Consider the following 17,362-nt stretch of genomic DNA (forward strand, 5'->3'; position numbering starts at 1 on the left):
GCACATAAACCTATGAGAGTAGTAGCCGACATTCCCAACCCGCACGTGAAGATCACGCTGCATTCCTATAACAACAAGTACATCCTGAAACTGGAGAAAGCCAACCTGGAGCAGATTTATAAGATAGAAGAAACCGAAGTAGCGGGAGACGAAGGCGCTATGGCCTTACTGGACGAGGATTTTATCGAGGCCGTTGTCAATCGTTTTCAGGACATGCGTGACGCCTTTGTGAGCACGGTCAGGCGGAATAGCTAAGATTATGGAGGATGATCAGCCTTCTAAAGGTTTGGACTTGAATCATTTAGATGTATATTTACTTCTGTCTATTCTTTGGCGAGAGCATTCTAATCTGATAATCCAGACAAGCGATGAAGAAACTGATACTGCAAAACACCTTAGTAACCCAACTGCTGATCTATGGCGGTTTAGCCCTGATGATGTGGCCCAATATGCTACGCTCACTGGGCATAGTGAATTATGAAGCCACTTCTAATTCCATCTTTCTATATGCAGGCCTGACAGTTGCACTTGCGGGTGTTGTCTTGCGCCTGTACCAGCAGCAGCAAATGGGGCAGCCAGCGCTTAGGAGCTATCTGCTCCGCTTTGCTTTTGGGATAGCCATTGTCGTGATCATGATGTTGACAGGTTTGGTCCGAACACCAGCTTTCATGCAGCATCTGTTTTAAGGCTGAGTAGCATTTCTTTGGATTCTACAGGTATAGACAAATAAAAAAGGCTCTGATTTCTCAGAGCCTTTTTTAATATAGTTGCTAAAGCAGATTAACCGATCGCTACACGCTTGAACTCAGTTACAGTCAAACCTTTGCTTGTTTTCTCAAGCAACTGAGAGATAGTAAGTGAAGAGTCTTTTACGAACTCCTGGTTCAACAGAGTGCTCTCCTTGTAGAACTTGTTCAGTTTACCTTGAGCGATCTTCTCCAGCATCTGCTCTGGCTTGCCTTCCTGACGCGCCTGCTCTTTGCCGATCTCGATCTCACGCTCGATAGTAGCAGCGTCAACGCCGTCTTTGTCCAGCGCAATTGGCTTCATGGCAGCGATCTGCATCGCGATGTCCTTGCCAACTTCAGTCACGTCTGTACCGCTGGTGTTGTTCATACCTACCAATACACCCAACTTACCGTTAGAGTGGTTATAAGCTACCACTTTCTCAGCCTTCACAGTCTCGTAAGAAACCACGTCGATCTTCTCACCGATTTTACCCATCAGATCCGTGATGTGGTCCTGCAGCGAACGACCGTCAGCCTGAGGAGCAGCTAGCAATTCTTCTTTAGAAGTAGCGTTAGTAGAAACAGCAGCCTCCAGAACAGTGTTAGCCAGGTTCTTGAAGTCTTCAACCTTAGATACCGGCTCAGTTTCGCAAGCCAATGCCACTACGCGACCAGTAGAACCGTCTGCGCTTACGTTTGTCAACACGATACCTTCAGAAGTAGCATTGTCAGCACGCTTGCTGGCAATCTTCTGGCCTTGCTTGCGCAGAATATCTTTAGCAGCTTCGAAGTCACCGTTGGCTTCCGTAAGTGCTTTTTTGCAATCCATCATACCTGCACCAGTTTCCTGGCGAAGTCTGTTAACGTCTTGTGCTGTAATAGCCATCTTTTTATAATTAAGAATTAAGAATTATAAATGTTGTATTCAGTTTGGGAGGAGCCTTGTAGGAAGGTATAGAACGGCAACGTAGAGTTCCCGTCTTTGTCTTTTGTCAGAATTGCTTGTGTCAAAAAGCCTGTTTCCTTCCGATTTGCCCTAAAACAAACTGAACATTGAAGCTTTTGAGCCCAATGTTCAGTTTGTTGACTATGCTATATGCATGCGAGATTATTGCTCGTCAGCTTCCTGCTTGGCTTTGATGCCTTCTTCTTCAGAACGCTTACGCTCAGTCTCTTCTTTGTCTACTTTACGCTCAGACAGACCTTCTTCGATAGCCTTACCGATGATAGACACGATAAGAGCGATAGACTTGGAAGCATCGTCGTTTGCTGGAATTGGGAAGTCAACCGTCTCTGGGTTAGAGTTTGTATCGCAAACTGCGAATACAGGCAGGTTCAACTTCTGTGCTTCCTTCACGGCAATGTGCTCACGCTTCACGTCCACGATAAACAGAGCAGCTGGCAGGCGAGACAGGTCGGCAATACCACCCAGTACACGCTCCAGTTTCTCACGCTCACGAGAAAGCATCAGACGCTCACGCTTTGCAATTGCTGCATAAGCGGTGTTGTCTTTCACCATCTTGTCGATGGTAGACATTTTCTTAAGCGACTTGCGCACAGTGGCGAAGTTCGTCAGCATACCACCCAACCAACGGTCAGTTACATAAGGCATTTTCAGACGACGTGCTTCTTCCGCAACGATGTCCTGGGCCTGCTTTTTAGTAGCTACGAAAAGGATTTTGCGACCAGACTTGGCGATGTTCTTGATAGCTGAAGTAGCTTCGTCAAGGGCAACCAGCGTCTTGTTCAGGTCAATGATGTGGATTCCGTTCTTCTCCATGAAGATGTACGGAGCCATTTTCGGATCCCACTTGCGGGTAAGGTGACCGAAGTGAACACCTGCCTCAAGTAATTCTTTATAATTAGTACTTGCCATGTTGTTGATACACCTTTAATATTAACGTTTACTGAACTGGAACGAACGACGCGCTTTGCGCTTACCGAACTTCTTACGCTCCACCATGCGAGGATCTCTGGTTACGAATCCTTCTTTGCGGAGTGCAGATTTAGTCTCGGCGTTTTCTACTACCAGTGCTTTAGATATAGCAAGTCTAAGTGCTTCAGCCTGGCCGCTTACACCACCACCTTTTAAGTTGGCAGTAACATCGTACTTGCCAATTAGTTCTAAGGTTTGAAACGGCTGATTCACAATAGTTTGCAGTACTTCGTCAGGGAAGTACGCCTTGATATCTTTACCGTTAATAGTGATATTCCCTTGCCCGGCCGTCATGTAGATACGAGCCACCGAGGTTTTTCTTCTACCAGATGTATTGATAACTTCCATTAATTATTAGATGTTGAGGGTTAATTCTTTAGGCTGCTGAGCTCCGAAAGGATGCTCACTTCCTGCAAAAACATGAAGATTTCTGAATAGCTCGCTGCCTAGAGGGCCTTTAGGCAACATGCCACGAACTGCACGCTCTACTAGCAAAGTAGAGGATTTAGCTTTTAATTCACGTGGAGTAGTCTTGCGCTGACCACCTGGGTAACCAGTGTGCGACAGGTAATACTTCTGATCCCACTTGCGTCCTGTGAAACGCGTATCATCAGCATTGATGATGATTACGTTGTCACCGCAGTCAGCGTTTGGCGTGAATGAAGGCTTGTTCTTGCCTCTGAGGATCTTGGCAACTTCCGATGCCACGCGACCCAAGCTTCCTTGCCCTGCATCAATAATCACCCAGCCTTTGTTGGCTGTCTTCTTATTGACAGTAAGGGTCTTATAACTTAAATGATCCATTTTTGGTGGTTGTAAGCGATTTATTTAACAATTAATTTTCTCTCGAGGGTTCTTGAAAAATGGTCACAAAGATAGGAACTCTTTATTTGATATGCAATACTTGGTGTAGAAATATGCTGGAATACAGGGGGATACTAAAAAAGATGGCGGTGGCACAGAGCTGCGCCACCGCCTGTAAGCTAATCTATTATTTATAACCCTTATCTCGGTGCAAGTGTGGTTGCTATACGCACCTCCCCAGTTTTCTTGTTGCCTTGTACTATCACGATGTTGTCTGCATCCAGAATGCTTTTTAAGGCCTCCGCATTATAAGTGGCATTGGCGCGGGACTTCTTGTCTCCGGAAGCAAGCTCGATTTTCAGGCTGCTAACTTTTCCGCCTGCATATTTCTCATTGAAAGTTAAATCGAAGTTACTTTCGTTGAATGCCTTTTGTGCCGCTTCCAGCTCCCGTTTCGTGATTTCTGCTGGCCAAAGGAAATAAGTGACATACTCGTCTGTTTCCACCAGCCTGGCTCCACCTGCCTTAGGTATAGCAGGGCCTTCATACCTGGTTGGCGGTGGCGGAGGAGGCAACCGCTCTCCTGCTGGTGCCGGAGGTACGGGTGGGACTGCTTCTTTGCCGGGCGCAGGGGGCGGAGGTGGCGTTCCTGGTGCAGGTGGTGCCTTCGGCATAGCTAGCGGTGGCGAAGGCAGATTTTTCAGTTTCTTGTTGAATTCCTGTACCTGACGGGAGTCCTTGTTTTGCTTTGTGATAATGGAAACTACCCCTGTAGCAGTTTTATCATTTAAAAGTATTTGAGCAGATTCGCCCCTGAATGTACTCATGCTATGAACAGACTCCTTATCAAGCGCTATGGCTCGTGCTGCTTCTATGTTAGACTTTACCCCATCAATGAAGTAATGTTTCTCCACGGGCAGTATTACTTCTGCTATAACGTCTTCTTCCTTGTTAGGGGCCGGTGGAGCAGGTGGTGCATCTGGTGCATCTGGCGCAGCCGGTACAGGGGGTGGCGGAGGTGGCAGGAAAGGAAGTTGGCCCCACTTTGCCTCGGCAGCCGGAATGCGCTGGCTTTTGTTGTAATCGTAGGTTTCTGTCTTCCCGTTTTTGAGGTAGATGATGATTGATTCCAGATTCTTGTTCCTGCTGTTGTCAAACTTCCAGGCTACCTCCTTTACATTGGGATGACGCTTCAGAAAATCCTTGTAATCCTCAGGCCAGTTCGCTTTGTCATCGTAATAGCCGATGTTCTCTAGCTTCAAGATGTAGGGTTCATCCTGATCCGGATTGTCCCTTCTGGCAACGGGTGGTGCGCTGGGCATTTCGCCATACTTCAGCTCGGCCGAGGCCATGCTCTGCTTGTCACCGAAGGTATAGGTTTCCTCAGCACCGGACTTCAGTGCCACTACTATTTTCCTGTTCGATCTCCAGGAAATTCGGCTTACCTCGGGGTTTCGCGCATAGAAGGCGGCGTATTCATCTTTGGGGTCTGTAGGAGCCTGTGTAGCTTCTTCCAGGAATATGGTTTCCGTCATAGAGGAAATATCCTCCTGCGAGGCGCTCCGGAAGGCGACCAATAGCACAGTTATGAGCGGCAGCACAACCAGCAGTCTGAGCCGGTTTGCCTTGCTTGTGGGCATTTTGTTCATCATGGCAATTCTTCGTTTAAGTGATGGAAAATTAAACTGATTGGCAATCTGAGGTTGTGTGGCGCCCACAACTTTCAGTAAGAGGTACTGGTAAGCTACTCGGTCGACGCCAGCATTTACAACATGCTGGTCGGCTATAAATTCAAGGTTTTCTTTCATGGCCTGCTTCATGAGCCATACGCCCGGGTTGAACCAGTAAAACACGGTGCTCAGCTCGGCCAGCAGCACATCCAGGGTGTGCCAGCCGTTCACGTGTATCTGCTCGTGCCGCAGGATCGACTCCAGTTCGGGCGACTGATGCTGTGCCGGGTTCAGGTAGATGGTTTTCCAGAACGAGAAGGCTTCGCTGATGCCTGGCACTTTTCGGAATTCCACCCCATGATAAGAGGCGGGCACCGAGGCGCGGTGTATGCGGTAGAGCGAGACAAACTGCACGGCCAGCCGCAGCAGCATCAATCCGCAGCCGAGCCAGAACAGGGCAACAGGTATAAGCCAGTAGTCGAATGCGGCCTGCGCAGGTATAGCCGTTGGGGTCCAGGCAGGTATAACGACGGCATAGCTTTGCACCACGGCTAGCTCTTCGTGCCGGCTGAACAGCTCCGTGAGGTCTATCAGCGGATAGACCGCAGAGAACAGGATGCCGAACACCAGGAAAAGCCGGTTGAGGTGGTAGAACGTGAGCTTGCGCAGCACCAGGTGGTAGGCTAGGTAAAAGAGCACCAGGGCCACGTTCGCTTTCAGCAGGTATAGGAGCAGGGCAGGCATATTATTCTGATTTTTTATTCTCGATCATGTGGATGATTTCCTTCAGCTCCTCCGCGCTGATCTGCTTTTCCTGGGCAAAAAAGGCCACCAGCTCTTTGTAGGAGTTCTTGAAGTAGTCGCCCACAAAGCCCTTCATAAACCGCTTCTTGTAGTCTTCTTCTTTGATGGCCGGGGTATAGCGGTAGGTGTTGCCAAACTTCTCGCTCTGCAAAAAGCCTTTCTTCTCCAGATTCTTCACCGTAGAGGCCAGCGTGGTGTAAGGCGGCTTCGGCTCCTCAAGCTTCTCCAGAAATTCTTTGATAAAGCCCCCATCCAGCGACCAAATCGCCTGCATGGCTTCCTCTTCTTGTTGTGTCAGCTTTTCCATAGTTCTACGATGTTTTCGTATAGTTACGAAAGTTTCGTAATAAGGTCAAGTGTTTGAGCTTATATTTCTTGAAAATAATTACCGTCTAGGTATAGTAGTGCTTATACGGCGAGCAGAGGCTGTTTTGCGAGGAAGAAAGAAACATCTAATTTTGGCTGGCGTCTTAAGGTATAGCCACAACCAAAACCTAACTAACTGATATGAAAGCCATACTTGTAAAGCAGCCCGGCGGACCAGAGCAACTGGCGCTGGGGGAGTACGAACAGCCGTTGCCCAAACCGTACGAGTTGCTGGTGCGCGTGCATGCCACTGCGCTCAACCGTGCCGACACCATGCAGCGCCAGGGTAAATACCCGCCCCCGAAGGGAGAAAGTCCGCTGCTGGGCCTCGAAATAGCCGGGGAGGTGGTGGAGGCAGGTATAAGCTGCACCCGTTTCAGGAAAGGTGACAAAGTGATGGGCCTGCTGCCGGGCGGTGGCTATGCCGAGTACGCCGTGATACACGAAGAAATGGCCATGGCTATACCTGATAACCTGAGCATGGAGGCCGCAGCCGCTATACCCGAGGTCTTCCTCACGGCCTGGCAGGCAATCTCCTGGCTGGGAAAACTACAGCCAGGCGAGCGGCTGCTTATTCATGCTGGGGCCAGTGGCGTAGGTACGGCAGGTATACAGTTGGCCCGCGCCCTGGAGGCCGAGGTGCTGGTAACGGCTTCTGAAAGCAAAGTTAAAGCCTGCCTGGACCTGGGGGCGCACAAAGCCATCAATTACAAAGAGGTGCCGTTCGAAGACGAAGTGCTGGCCTATACCAATTCCGAAGGAGTGGACGTGATCGTGGACTTTATCGCGGGGCCCTACTTCAGGCAAAACATTGAGTGTTTGCGCCTGGATGGCCGGATGGTACTGCTGGCGAGTTTAGGCGGCGGCAAGGTAGAAGACTTCGACCTGCGCAAAATACTAACCAAACGCCTGCAACTGATCGGATCCACGTTGCGCTCCCGTACCCGCGACTACCAGATCAAACTCACGCAAGACATGGCCGCCTTTGCGATGCCTTTGTTTGAGAACGGTACGATTAAGCCGGTAGTGGACTCCGTATTCGACTGGGCCGATGTAGCCGAGGCGCACCGCTACATGGAGGCCAATAAGAACATCGGGAAGATTGTGCTGCGGGTGAGTTGATCTTTATTTTGACAAAAGAGCTTTTGCCAAAGGACTATTTGATAAAGAAGTATTTGGTACAGAGTAATAAAGGGTTAGTACCAGCAGATTATAGGTATAGGTATAGACGGGCGGCCTGGTGAGCTGAAAGCACAAAGGACAAAAGAAACCGGTTTCCCGGAGCTTCTTTTGTCCTTTGTCGATAAGTCCTTTGTCAAAGTCTAATTGTACTGTCTGAGTTGTTTGATCAGCACAGCCATGTCCTTCGGGTAAGGTGCCTCAATTTTGATCGGCTCCTCGTTCATCAGCCTAAAGCCGATGGCGTGCGAATGCAGCGCAAAGCGCTTGATCAGCGGCTGCTCTTCGGTTTGCTGCTTGAGGTTGAACTTGCGCTTCAGTGTGCTCAGGTATAGGTCCTCGCCACCGTACAGTTTGTCTCCTACAATCGGTGCTCCCAAAAAGGCCAGGTGCACGCGTATCTGGTGCAGGCGACCTGTTACGGGCATACACTCCAGCAAGGTATGGCGGCTGTAGTTCTCCAGCGTCGTGAAGTAGGTTTCGGCGGGTTTGCCCTGCGGTGTGAGCTTGGCGACACCTTTGGCGCCCGCTAGTATGGAGCGGTCCACCAGCTGGTCTTCGAACTTGTGCGTGCCCCAGGCCACGGCATGGTACACCTTGTATACCTCACGGTGCTCAAACTGCATCGATACGTGGCGGTAGGCCTCCGGATTTTTGGCAAATACCAGGCAGCCCGACGTGTCTTTGTCGAGGCGGTGGCAGGCTTGCAGTTCAGGGTTGTGCTGCTTGGCAAGCTTGAGCAGGTTGGTGGTATTCGGAGTGCGGTCTTCGAGCGTGGCCAGAAAAGGCGGCTTGTTCACCACCAGAAAGTCCTCATTCTCAAATATAATCAGGTCTTTAAAAACCGGGTATCTCATGCTGAACTGTATCGTTAATGCGCGCAGCTATACCTTAGCCACACAGCCCGCAAAGATACGCATTTTTGGCGGGGGTGTTGATTGTTGGGATTCCAAATGGTTGAATTGTTAATTGCTTATTGTTGATCGCCTAAAGGTGAATAAGGTATAGCCTTCGTTTTTCTATTCAATCAAGCACATCATCCAAAGTTATACCCGCCTAATCGTTTTGGGATCGCAACAATTCAACCATCAACAATTTAACAATTCAATTAATTAACCTTCGCCTTTAGCAATTTAAACCGAAGTGTAGTGCCCTTGTCGAGCTCGCTCTTGACGGCGATGAAGGAGCGGTGGGCTTCGATGATGTGCTTGGAAATGGCCAGGCCGAGGCCTGAGCCGCCTTTGTCGCGGGAGCGGCTCTTGTCGATGCGGTAGAAGCGCTCGAATATGCGGTTGATGTGCTCCTGGGCTATACCCGGGCCGTCGTCTTTCACGGTAATGGTAAAGCGCTTACGGCCTTCTGTGAACGAAACCCAGATATTGCCGCCTTCATGACCGTATTTGATGGCATTGTCCACCAGGTTGATGAACACCTGGCGGATACGATTAGGGTCGGCGTGAATCATCACTTTCTCGTCAGGATTCACATCCACCAGATGCAGTTTTGTTTGGCTTTTACTGGCTTTTTGCTCCAGCTGTTCAAAAACTTCCCGAACTAGCTGCACAGCGTCGAAGTCCTGCTTCTCCATTCTCACAACGCCCTTCTCGAACTGCGATATGCTGATCAGGTCCTGCACCAGGGTATCGAGGCCGTCGAGGCTGTTAGCCGCTTTCTGCAGAAACTTGTCGCGCACATCGGGATCGTCCATGGCACCGTCGAGCAAGGTATGGATAAAGCCCTGCGCGGCAAAGATCGGGGTCTTGAGCTCGTGCGACACATCAGCCAGAAACTCGCGACGCATTACCTGCAAGTGTTTCAGTTCGTCAATTTCCTGCTGCTTGCGCTCGGCTATGTTGAAGATGTCGTCCTTTATTTTTCGGAGGGGGTCGGCCGTGAACATGGAGCGGCCCTCTGCCTTGCGGTACTCCTGCTTCTTTATTTTCTCTAGGCTGGAGTACACGTTTTTGATCTCGCGGAACACAAGCGCCTCGTAAGAGAAATAGATCAGCAGGAAGCAGCAGATGAAAACCAGTACAAGTGCCGCCATCAAGCCCCGTGAGGAAAAGTAGCTGGCTAAAGCCAAAAAGGCAGTGAGCACAAGGGCCACTGCCAGGGATACCAAAAGGGCAAGCGTACGGGAGTTTAAATTCATGTTTTAGTCAGTGTTAAACTTATAGCCTACCCCCTTGATGGTCCTGATCTGATCGTCGCCAATCTTCTCGCGCACTTTCCGAATGTGTACGTCCACGGTGCGGGCGATCACATACACGTCGCTCCCCCACACGTTGTTGAGCAGCTCTTCGCGCGTGAACACCTTGTTAGGAGTAGCTGCCAGGAAGGCTAAAAGTTCAAATTCTTTTTTAGGGAGCGTGATTTTCTCTTCGCCCTTGTACACAGCAAAGCTGGTGCGGTCTATCCGCAAACCACCGATCTCGATCACCTGCTCCTGTTCTTCCTGCTGCGCATCGCGGCGGGCGTAGGCTGCCAGGCGGCTCAGGAGCGCACGCGGCTTTATCGGTTTGGTGATAAAGTCATCAGCGCCCGCATCGAAGGCGGCTACCTCAGAGAACTCCTCTGATCGGGCAGTCAGGAAAATAATGTGCGTTTGACGGAAATCCTGCTCTTCGCGTAGTTGGCGGCAGGCGGCTATACCGTCCAGCACCGGCATCATCACGTCCATCAGGATCACGTCAGGCTTAAATGCATGCGCTACCTCGATCGCTTTTTTGCCATTTTCGGCCTGGGCTACGTCGTAGCCTTCGCGGGCCAGGTTGTACTGCAGCAATTCTATGATATCCGGGTCATCGTCAACTACCAGTATCTTGTATTGGGCTTGGTTGGGTGTCTGCACGTCTTTAGGATTAGGTTCTCCTGCCTTTACCAACAGGCAGGTATAGCTAGCGTCGGAGACCATTCAGTGGCTTCCATTTCAATACAAAGATACCATTCCGGAAGGTATGGAAGTCGCTTGCTGACAAACATAATAGTTTCTTAACATTCGCTTTTCAGCAAATGAAAAAACCAGCTGTCTAAGCTGGTTTTTTCATTTACTTCTGGGCCACAAGGGCAGGTTTATGCTTTAGATTCCTGTGTTCATACAGATCCACTTTTACAGATCCCACAAACATATTAGCGGAGATGAGTACCGGTATCTTGTTTTTGTCATCTGACAGGTATACCGTAATGGCATCCTCGCCATTGAACAGCTTGTTTTTTGGCATGCGCGGCACCAGCTTGATCGCTCTAAAGGCCCCAGCTTTGGTGCTAATCGTCTCGCGGCCCTGGTAAGTGACTACCATGTCGAATGCCTCTTCATCGAAGAATCCCTTAACCGTAAACTTGTCGCCCGGCTTGTAGCGGTCGTAATCGAGGGTGCGCAGGTAGTAAAAACCACTCACAATATCCTGGGCACCGGAAGGAATCTTATGGCTGCTTTGCCTTTTGTCTCTGTTCTTTTTCTTCGATTCTACCTGAGCCGTATTTGTATAGTGGTTAAAATCGACGGTTTCGCGCTTGCGGTAGCTGCCCTCCTCAATATTACGGAAAGAGCGGTGCGGCAGAATGGCGGCTGTATCAATGTAAGACTGGTAGGTATTGCGAATCTTGATGAACAGATCGAACGAGCTGCTGGTCTTACCATATACGGTGGCTTTATAAGTCGGCCTGTCGTTGATGCGGTGCAGGTTAGGTGCGATATCGATTACAGCCTCAGCCGCTGTGATAGGGCCGTAATGCACTTTATACTTGAGCAGTTCGCCTGCACTAAAGCTTTCGTTGGGAATAGTGCGAAGTGACTCTTTGGCTGCGAAGCCAGAAAGCACCATGATGGCCAATATTATCGCTGGAAAAATCTTCTTCATATGCAGTTTCAGACTTACAGTGTTTTATAGTATCTCCAATATCAACTATTATACCAACTGCGGGCCCTTACTCTAAAGATAATAAGTTGTCTTCACACTACCAACAACTTAAAATGCAAAAAGGTGCTACACAGGGCAGCACCTTTTTTGATTATTTGTTAGTCGGGAACAATGTTCATTCCGCGCCGCTCAGATCTTCCAATGCTGCGGCCACCTTCTCAGGCTCGCCTTTTACAATGGCTCTGATCTTGGCTTCGATCTCCTCCTGCAGCTCCGGGTTGTCAAGCAGGATCTGCTTCACACCGTCGCGTCCCTGACCCAGCTTGTCGCCGTTGTAAGAGAACCACGAGCCAGACTTCTGCACCACACCCAGCTCAACGCCCAGGTCCAGAATCTCACCAACTTTAGAAATACCTTCGCCATACATGATGTCGAACTCTACCACTTTGAACGGAGGCGCCACTTTGTTTTTCACCACCTTCACGCGGGTACGGTTACCCGTAATGTTATCGGCAGACTCTTTGATCTGGCCAATACGACGGATATCCAGACGCACAGAGGCGTAGAACTTCAGGGCGTTACCACCGGTAGTAGTCTCCGGGTTACCGAACATCACACCGATCTTCTCACGAAGCTGGTTGATGAAGATACAGCAGCAACCGGTTTTGTTGATCGTGCCGGTCAGCTTACGCAATGCCTGCGACATCAAACGAGCCTGAAGACCCATTTTGCTGTCACCCATGTCGCCTTCCAGTTCGCCTTTCGGTACGAGGGCGGCCACAGAGTCAATTACAATAATATCGATCGCGCCGGAGCGAATCAGGTGATCGGCGATCTCCAGGGCCTGCTCACCGTTGTCAGGCTGCGAGATCAGTAGGTTTTCAGTGTCTATTCCAAGTTTTTCGGCGTATGCCTTGTCGAATGCGTGCTCTGCGTCGATAAAGGCGGCCAGACCACCGGCGCGCTGCGCCTCTGCAATGGCATGCATGGTAAGCGTGGTTTTACCAGACGATTCAGGACCGTAGATTTCGATGACACGGCCGCGCGGCAAACCGCCAATTCCTAAAGCAATGTCAAGTCCAAGCGAGCCGGTAGAGATAGCCGGAATATCTTCCACTTTGTTGTCGCTCAACTTCATAACGGTACCTTTACCGTAAGTCTTGTCAAGCTTGTCTATCGTCAGCTGCAGGGCTTTTAGTTTTTCGTTGCTTACGCTCATGTGTGTTTAATTAAATAGCTTTATATTGATGTGAAATTACGACGTTCAAAATCAATTTGCAAAAAAAGTAGCAGGTATTTTGCTAAATATTTTAGTTGATTATGGCCGTCTTGTTACAACATATACCGACCGGCTTTTGTGCCATCTTACATGCTTTTTTATGATATATTTCAGGCTTTTATTTTGCGCGTTTGCTGTGCTATACAGCTCTTTAGCCTACGGTCAACTAAACAACGACGCACTGAAGCTGGCTATACCTGTTAATCCTGAAAATGCTAACCAGATTAGAATTGGCCTGCACGCCTTTGGCTTTTCTAAAAACAACGAGTACTTTAATAGAATAGCCGACGGCTATACCTTGTTTGGCTACCATTTGATGCCCCGGGTGAGCTATTACCCATCTGCTTCCGTGCGAATTGATGCGGGCGCTTTTATCTGGAAGGACTTTGGCAGTTCAGGTTATCAGGACTTTCAACCGACCTTCACCGTAAAGTGGCAGCAGGAAAACTGGGCTTTTGTGTTCGGCACATTGGAGGGTAACATCAGCCATGGTTATGTGGAGCCGCTATACGATTTTGAGCGGGTGATCAATGACCGGCTGGAGAACGGCCTGCAGTTTTTACTGAACACCCACCGGGTAAAACTGGATGCCTGGATCGACTGGAGCAAAATGATCTACCCGGCTGACCCGGTGCGGGAGGAAGTGGCCGGCGGCATCAGCTCCGCCATACGCCTGCTCAACAAACCCGGCAGAGTAGAGGGCGACACCTTGCGCCTGGCTATACCTGTGCAGTTCACAGCGCAGCACAAGGGCGGCCAGATCGACAGCTCTCCCTTGCCGCTGTTGACCGTGTTCAATGCCGCCGTAGGCTTTGAGTTGGAGCGGCAACTGCCCCACCGCGTACTCCACCGGGTATACACGAAGAACTACCTGCTCGGTTTCAATGACTTCTCCAATACGTTTCAACTGCCTTTCACAAAAGGTGCTGCCGTATACCTGAACGCAGGTATAGACACCAAATACCAGGATGTGATGCTGAGCTATTGGCGTGGAGACGGGTATATTACGGAGCTGGGTGGCAAATTATTTCAGTCGGCTTCCACAACCTACAAGAACCCTGACTACATTCAGGAAGACCGGCACCTGCTGATCCTGCGCCTGATGAAAGACATCGAAATAATGGAGGACCTATCTCTGACGCTGCGCCTGGAGCCTGTGGTCGATCTTGATGATCCGAAACTGGAATTTTCGAACGCCATCTACCTGACGTTCGATACGGACTTTTTTGTCGCGAGGCCCCGTAAGTAAAAGGCTTATACCGCCGCCTGGGAATTGCGCTCTTTGAGCTGGGTGGATTGTTCGTAATCGTCGCGCGTCATGCCGTAATAGCTTATGTCGAGGAGCTCCTCGGAATCAGCCCCCCTGAAGTCGCTCCTCAGCACACCTTCTTTCACAAAGCCGCAGCTCTCGGCCAGCCGGGCACATCCATTATTATACTGTGTGCAGCGCATGTATACCTTGTTGAGCTTCACGTCTTCAAACGCAAAGTGAAGCACCGCCCTGAAAGCCTCCTGCGCCAGGTCCAGCATGTCGGACCAGCTGGTGAAGTACAAGGCGGCCTCCGCTTTCGGCACGGAACGGTCTATGTTCTTGAGCGTGATATCGCCAATGTACGTGTTACTTTCCCGAAGCCACACCCCAAAATCAAACTGCTTGCGGTTATCCCAGTCCGTGCGCAGCTGGGCCAGCTGCGTGCGTGCATCCTCCAGTACGCGCACACGCGCCACTCTTCCGATAAAGGCAGGTCTTAAGGCAGATGTATCTTCCTGAATGAGGCGCATAAACTCCTGCTCATCGCCTTCTGCATACGGCCTGATGACCAGGTGATCTGTCACTAGCTGTTCGTCAAAAGCATCTGGCAGGGTATTGTATAAAAAGCTCATAGGTGTCGTTTCGTTTTAATGGAACAGGTGGATTGTTGCCGCTCCAGCTTTGTCTGTCATACGCTATTCAGCCAAAAATGTAAGGATAATCTTCATTGCCTTGGCCGGTACCAACCGACCACGAGTTGCGGCCGTTATAGGATGATACAAGGTATGTGCTAAAAACTTTAACCATTGATCTATGAAAAACAGACTGGAAGGCAAAGTCGCCATCGTAACGGGCGGCGGAACAGGTATAGGAGAGGCCATTTGCAAGAAATTTGCGCAAGAAGGAGCCCGCGTCGTGGTGGCGGGCTTCCCCGAGGACCCCGTGGAGGATGTAGCGAAGGAAATCCAAAAGGAGGGAGGAGAAGCGATCGCCTATACCGGCGACATTTCTACGGCAGCCAATGCGAAGGCCTGTGTTGACTTGGCGGTGAAGCAATATGGACAGCTCAACATCCTGGTCAACAATGCCGGCGTTTTCCCGGAGGTAAATCTGCTGCAGGACTACACCGAAGAAGCCCTGGACTATATGATCAAGAACAACATCAAGTCGGCCTTTGCCATGAGCAAGGCCGCGCTGCCCGAACTGCACAAGACGAAAGGAAATATCGTGTCGGCCGGATCGGAGGCTGGCGTGATAGGTATAGCGCAGAACACACCCTACGGTGGCACCAAAGGTTTTATTCATGCCTTTATGAAAGGACTGGCCGTGGAGCAGGCGCAGTTCGGGGTAAGGGTCAACATCGTGGGCCCGGGACCGATTGACACCGCCTGGACGCATGAGAGTACCGGCCCGATGGATGGCAAAATGGTGAAGACCATGAAAGGTGCCACGCCCATGGGCCGCAGAGGCAGCCCGGAGGAAGTGGCGAACGTTTACTGCTTCCTGGCCTCAGACGAAGCCTCATATGTGACAGGTGCGCTCTATATGGTAGATGGGGGCATCACGGTGGCAAAAGGCCCGGTAGGAGAGGAAGCGGACTCGAGTATGAAGGAACAGCCCAAAGGTAAGCTGGACCTAGAGCACTCTAAAGAGGGCCATACCTCCATCCGGAATAAATAAGCACTCCCAGGTATAATAATCAAAGCGCCCGCAGGTATAGGACTGCGGGCGCTTTGCTTTTATCAGGTATAGCCGAGGGCTATTGATTCAGGAGGAATGGGTACTTGAAGTGTTTCGGGCTGTTGAGCTGCTGCTGGCGCATCATCACCTGCAGGGTATGGGCCGTTTCGTTGAAATACTCCAGCCTGCGGATCAGCATTTCTTTCTGCAGGATGACACCGCCTGCCGTTTTCATGTAAGCTTTTTTGTCTTCCATCACACGCTGCAGTGTATCCATCACCGTGTTCTCGTTTTGCTCAAACCAACGCGTGAAATCCTCCAGGCGGGCTGCCCCGGTCGTTTCAGATTTGAACTCAAGGCCGTGCAAACGCAGAATGTCGGCTAGCAGGTCTACCTCCAGCGGAATAGATACATTGTAAGGCATGGAGCGAACCTCCAGTTTGCTGTTCAGGGCTCCGATGATCGTGGCCAGGTTTTCTTTAAAGCGAACGTATAGTGCTGCCGCCTCCATAGGTTTCAGGGTATTGTGTCAAAAAATCAGTACAGGCGCAAAATTACACCAATAAGCTTAGATTGCTAAATTGTTGGTAGGTTAAATTGCTAAATGGCTGAATTGTTAAGTGGTTGAAAGCTTAGGCTACTGATTGTCAGTTGCTGGTAGTTGAATGGTTTAATTGTTCAATTGCTAAATTGCTAAATTGTTGAAACCCTGTATACCTGAAAAGTAGAATAGGGCACGTCTCTGGTTTAACTTTCAACTGCATTCAGCTAGCTGAAGGTATACCTGAGAAATTCTATACAATCAACAATTTAACCATCAACAATTTAACAATTTAATTTATAACAACTCCTGTATCAGCTGCTCCACTGTTATACCTTCTGCCTCGGCTCTGAAGTTGCGCACGATGCGGTGACGGAGAATGGGCAAGGCCACAGCCTGCACGTCTTCTATATCAGGTGAGTATTTGCCGTTGAGCAGGGCGTTGCACTTTGCCCCGATGATCAGATGCTGCGAGGCCCGTGGTCCGGCACCCCACTCGAGGTATTGGCTGGCTCGTTCAGATCCCATCGCTGTGTTAGGACGGGTTTTGTGCACCAGTTTCACGGCATACTCCACCACATTGTCCACCACCGGTACGCGGCGCACCAGTTGCTGGAAAGCCAGGATGTCATCAGCGTGCAGGATCTTGTCGAGGGCCACACGGGCAGCGCCGGTTGTGTTCTTCACAATCTGCAGTTCCGACTCGTAGCTCGGATAGCCCAACGTGATGTTGAACATGAAACGGTCGAGCTGTGCTTCGGGTAGGGGGTAGGTGCCTTCCTGCTCGATCGGGTTTTGAGTGGCCAGCACGAAGAAGGGGCGGGGCAGTTCGTAGCGCTTGCCGGCAACGGTTACGGCATACTCCTGCATGGCCTCCAGCAGGGCCGCCTGCGTTTTAGGAGGTGTGCGGTTTATCTCATCCGCCAGAATGATGTTGGCGAAGATGGGGCCCGTCACGAAGTTGAAATTACGGTCCTTGTCCATCGTTTCGGCCCCTACAATGTCGCTCGGCATCAGGTCCGGGGTAAACTGCACCCGGCTGAAAGACATGTCGAGCGAGGAGGCGATGGTCTGGATGAGGAGGGTTTTGGCAAGGCCCGGCACGCCAACCAAGAGGCAGTGCCCCTGACAAAAAACAGCTGTGAGCACCAGGCGCACGACTTCTTCCTGTCCTACGATCACTTTTGATATTTCGGAAGTGAGGTCGTGGTAGGACCGGTGCAGCGCGTCGGCTGCTTCTTTGTCAGAGGTATACTGCTTCAT

At 50.4% G+C, this 17,362-nt stretch carries 19 protein-coding genes; 5 read left to right on the forward strand and 14 right to left on the reverse strand.

Going from position 1 to position 17,362, the window contains the following annotated elements; translation table 11 throughout:
- Positions 1-12: 12 nt before the first annotated feature.
- Together Q4E40_RS04935 and Q4E40_RS04940 are read left to right on the forward strand one after the other, a co-directional pair.
- Positions 13-255 carry a hypothetical protein gene (locus Q4E40_RS04935; protein ID WP_188501587.1) on the forward strand — a complete coding sequence of 81 codons (243 nt, stop codon included), beginning with the start codon at positions 13-15 and terminating at the stop codon, positions 253-255.
- Positions 256-368: 113 nt separating this feature from the next.
- A complete protein-coding gene (locus Q4E40_RS04940) occupies positions 369-686 on the forward strand; it encodes a hypothetical protein (RefSeq protein WP_303410410.1) in 318 nt (105 codons plus the stop codon).
- A gap of 94 nt (positions 687-780) precedes the next feature.
- Here Q4E40_RS04940 and tsf read toward each other — a convergent pair whose 3' ends face one another.
- The 6 genes from tsf to Q4E40_RS04970 form a co-directional block, all read right to left on the reverse strand.
- Positions 781-1,614, reverse strand: a complete 834-nt coding sequence (tsf, locus tag Q4E40_RS04945; RefSeq protein ID WP_303410411.1) for a translation elongation factor Ts — start codon at positions 1,612-1,614, stop codon at positions 781-783.
- Between the two features lie 222 nt (positions 1,615-1,836).
- The gene (gene rpsB / locus Q4E40_RS04950) at positions 1,837-2,604 is read right to left on the reverse strand and encodes a 30S ribosomal protein S2 (RefSeq protein WP_116541527.1); all 768 of its coding nucleotides are present in this window, start codon (positions 2,602-2,604) and stop codon (positions 1,837-1,839) included.
- A gap of 21 nt (positions 2,605-2,625) precedes the next feature.
- A complete protein-coding gene (gene rpsI, locus Q4E40_RS04955) occupies positions 2,626-3,012 on the reverse strand; it encodes a 30S ribosomal protein S9 (RefSeq protein ID WP_116541526.1) in 387 nt (128 codons plus the stop codon).
- 6 nt (positions 3,013-3,018) lie between these two features.
- Positions 3,019-3,468: a 50S ribosomal protein L13 gene (gene rplM / locus Q4E40_RS04960; RefSeq protein ID WP_303410412.1), complete on the reverse strand. Its 450-nt coding sequence runs from the start codon at positions 3,466-3,468 to the stop codon at positions 3,019-3,021.
- Between the two features lie 200 nt (positions 3,469-3,668).
- Positions 3,669-5,882, reverse strand: coding sequence for a M56 family metallopeptidase (locus Q4E40_RS04965; protein ID WP_303410414.1), 2,214 nt, complete (start codon positions 5,880-5,882; stop codon positions 3,669-3,671).
- 1 nt (position 5,883) lies between these two features.
- Entirely contained in the window at positions 5,884-6,249 is a 366-nt protein-coding gene (locus Q4E40_RS04970; protein ID WP_303410415.1) for a BlaI/MecI/CopY family transcriptional regulator, read from the reverse strand.
- 200 nt (positions 6,250-6,449) lie between these two features.
- Between Q4E40_RS04970 and Q4E40_RS04975 the strand changes: the two genes are divergently transcribed.
- Positions 6,450-7,430, forward strand: a complete 981-nt coding sequence (locus tag Q4E40_RS04975; RefSeq protein ID WP_303410416.1) for an NAD(P)H-quinone oxidoreductase — start codon at positions 6,450-6,452, stop codon at positions 7,428-7,430.
- A 200-nt stretch (positions 7,431-7,630) separates the two neighbouring features.
- On the opposite strand, the gene Q4E40_RS04980 is transcribed toward Q4E40_RS04975, so the two are convergent.
- The 5 genes from Q4E40_RS04980 to recA form a co-directional block, all read right to left on the reverse strand.
- Positions 7,631-8,344: an RluA family pseudouridine synthase gene (locus Q4E40_RS04980; protein ID WP_303410417.1), complete on the reverse strand. Its 714-nt coding sequence runs from the start codon at positions 8,342-8,344 to the stop codon at positions 7,631-7,633.
- A gap of 251 nt (positions 8,345-8,595) precedes the next feature.
- Entirely contained in the window at positions 8,596-9,639 is a 1,044-nt protein-coding gene (locus Q4E40_RS04985; protein ID WP_303410418.1) for a sensor histidine kinase, read from the reverse strand.
- A 3-nt stretch (positions 9,640-9,642) separates the two neighbouring features.
- Positions 9,643-10,338 (reverse strand): response regulator transcription factor, encoded by a 696-nt coding sequence (locus tag Q4E40_RS04990; protein WP_303411067.1) that lies wholly within the window; start codon positions 10,336-10,338, stop codon positions 9,643-9,645.
- Positions 10,339-10,534: 196 nt separating this feature from the next.
- Positions 10,535-11,347 (reverse strand): DUF3108 domain-containing protein, encoded by an 813-nt coding sequence (locus tag Q4E40_RS04995; protein ID WP_303410419.1) that lies wholly within the window; start codon positions 11,345-11,347, stop codon positions 10,535-10,537.
- A gap of 175 nt (positions 11,348-11,522) precedes the next feature.
- Positions 11,523-12,566, reverse strand: coding sequence for a recombinase RecA (recA, locus tag Q4E40_RS05000; RefSeq protein WP_116541516.1), 1,044 nt, complete (start codon positions 12,564-12,566; stop codon positions 11,523-11,525).
- A gap of 196 nt (positions 12,567-12,762) precedes the next feature.
- Between recA and Q4E40_RS05005 the strand changes: the two genes are divergently transcribed.
- A complete protein-coding gene (locus Q4E40_RS05005; RefSeq protein WP_303410421.1) occupies positions 12,763-13,875 on the forward strand; it encodes a hypothetical protein in 1,113 nt (370 codons plus the stop codon).
- Between the two features lie 5 nt (positions 13,876-13,880).
- On the opposite strand, the gene Q4E40_RS05010 is transcribed toward Q4E40_RS05005, so the two are convergent.
- Positions 13,881-14,510, reverse strand: a complete 630-nt coding sequence (locus Q4E40_RS05010; RefSeq protein WP_303410422.1) for a GNAT family N-acetyltransferase — start codon at positions 14,508-14,510, stop codon at positions 13,881-13,883.
- A gap of 181 nt (positions 14,511-14,691) precedes the next feature.
- Here Q4E40_RS05010 and Q4E40_RS05015 point away from each other — a divergent pair, with 181 nt between their 5' ends.
- On the forward strand, positions 14,692-15,558 hold the full coding sequence (locus tag Q4E40_RS05015) for an SDR family NAD(P)-dependent oxidoreductase (RefSeq protein WP_303410423.1): 867 nt from the start codon (positions 14,692-14,694) through the stop codon (positions 15,556-15,558).
- A 79-nt stretch (positions 15,559-15,637) separates the two neighbouring features.
- Here Q4E40_RS05015 and Q4E40_RS05020 read toward each other — a convergent pair whose 3' ends face one another.
- Together Q4E40_RS05020 and Q4E40_RS05025 are read right to left on the reverse strand one after the other, a co-directional pair.
- Positions 15,638-16,069: a hypothetical protein gene (locus Q4E40_RS05020; protein WP_303410424.1), complete on the reverse strand. Its 432-nt coding sequence runs from the start codon at positions 16,067-16,069 to the stop codon at positions 15,638-15,640.
- Between the two features lie 327 nt (positions 16,070-16,396).
- Entirely contained in the window at positions 16,397-17,362 is a 966-nt protein-coding gene (locus Q4E40_RS05025; RefSeq protein WP_303410425.1) for an AAA family ATPase, read from the reverse strand.

Source organism: Pontibacter coccineus (assembly GCF_030546575.1).
In the GTDB taxonomy this organism is placed as follows: Bacteria; Bacteroidota; Bacteroidia; order Cytophagales; family Hymenobacteraceae; genus Pontibacter; species Pontibacter coccineus.

Coding starts and splice junctions, on each gene's coding strand:
- Q4E40_RS04970 (WP_303410415.1), bottom strand. CDS start 6,249: ATGGAAAAGCTGACACAACAAGAAGAGGAAGCCATGCAGGCGATTTGG.
- recA (WP_116541516.1), bottom strand. CDS start 12,566: ATGAGCGTAAGCAACGAAAAACTAAAAGCCCTGCAGCTGACGATAGAC.
- Q4E40_RS04995 (WP_303410419.1), bottom strand. CDS start 11,347: ATGAAGAAGATTTTTCCAGCGATAATATTGGCCATCATGGTGCTTTCT.
- Q4E40_RS04940 (WP_303410410.1), top strand. CDS start 369: ATGAAGAAACTGATACTGCAAAACACCTTAGTAACCCAACTGCTGATC.
- Q4E40_RS04975 (WP_303410416.1), top strand. CDS start 6,450: ATGAAAGCCATACTTGTAAAGCAGCCCGGCGGACCAGAGCAACTGGCG.
- Q4E40_RS05020 (WP_303410424.1), bottom strand. CDS start 16,069: ATGGAGGCGGCAGCACTATACGTTCGCTTTAAAGAAAACCTGGCCACG.
- tsf (WP_303410411.1), bottom strand. CDS start 1,614: ATGGCTATTACAGCACAAGACGTTAACAGACTTCGCCAGGAAACTGGT.
- Q4E40_RS05010 (WP_303410422.1), bottom strand. CDS start 14,510: ATGAGCTTTTTATACAATACCCTGCCAGATGCTTTTGACGAACAGCTA.
- Q4E40_RS05015 (WP_303410423.1), top strand. CDS start 14,692: ATGAAAAACAGACTGGAAGGCAAAGTCGCCATCGTAACGGGCGGCGGA.
- Q4E40_RS05025 (WP_303410425.1), bottom strand. CDS start 17,362: ATGAAGCAGTATACCTCTGACAAAGAAGCAGCCGACGCGCTGCACCGG.
- rplM (WP_303410412.1), bottom strand. CDS start 3,468: ATGGATCATTTAAGTTATAAGACCCTTACTGTCAATAAGAAGACAGCC.
- Q4E40_RS04965 (WP_303410414.1), bottom strand. CDS start 5,882: ATGCCTGCCCTGCTCCTATACCTGCTGAAAGCGAACGTGGCCCTGGTG.
- rpsI (WP_116541526.1), bottom strand. CDS start 3,012: ATGGAAGTTATCAATACATCTGGTAGAAGAAAAACCTCGGTGGCTCGT.
- Q4E40_RS04985 (WP_303410418.1), bottom strand. CDS start 9,639: ATGAATTTAAACTCCCGTACGCTTGCCCTTTTGGTATCCCTGGCAGTG.
- rpsB (WP_116541527.1), bottom strand. CDS start 2,604: ATGGCAAGTACTAATTATAAAGAATTACTTGAGGCAGGTGTTCACTTC.
- Q4E40_RS04980 (WP_303410417.1), bottom strand. CDS start 8,344: ATGAGATACCCGGTTTTTAAAGACCTGATTATATTTGAGAATGAGGAC.
- Q4E40_RS04935 (WP_188501587.1), top strand. CDS start 13: ATGAGAGTAGTAGCCGACATTCCCAACCCGCACGTGAAGATCACGCTG.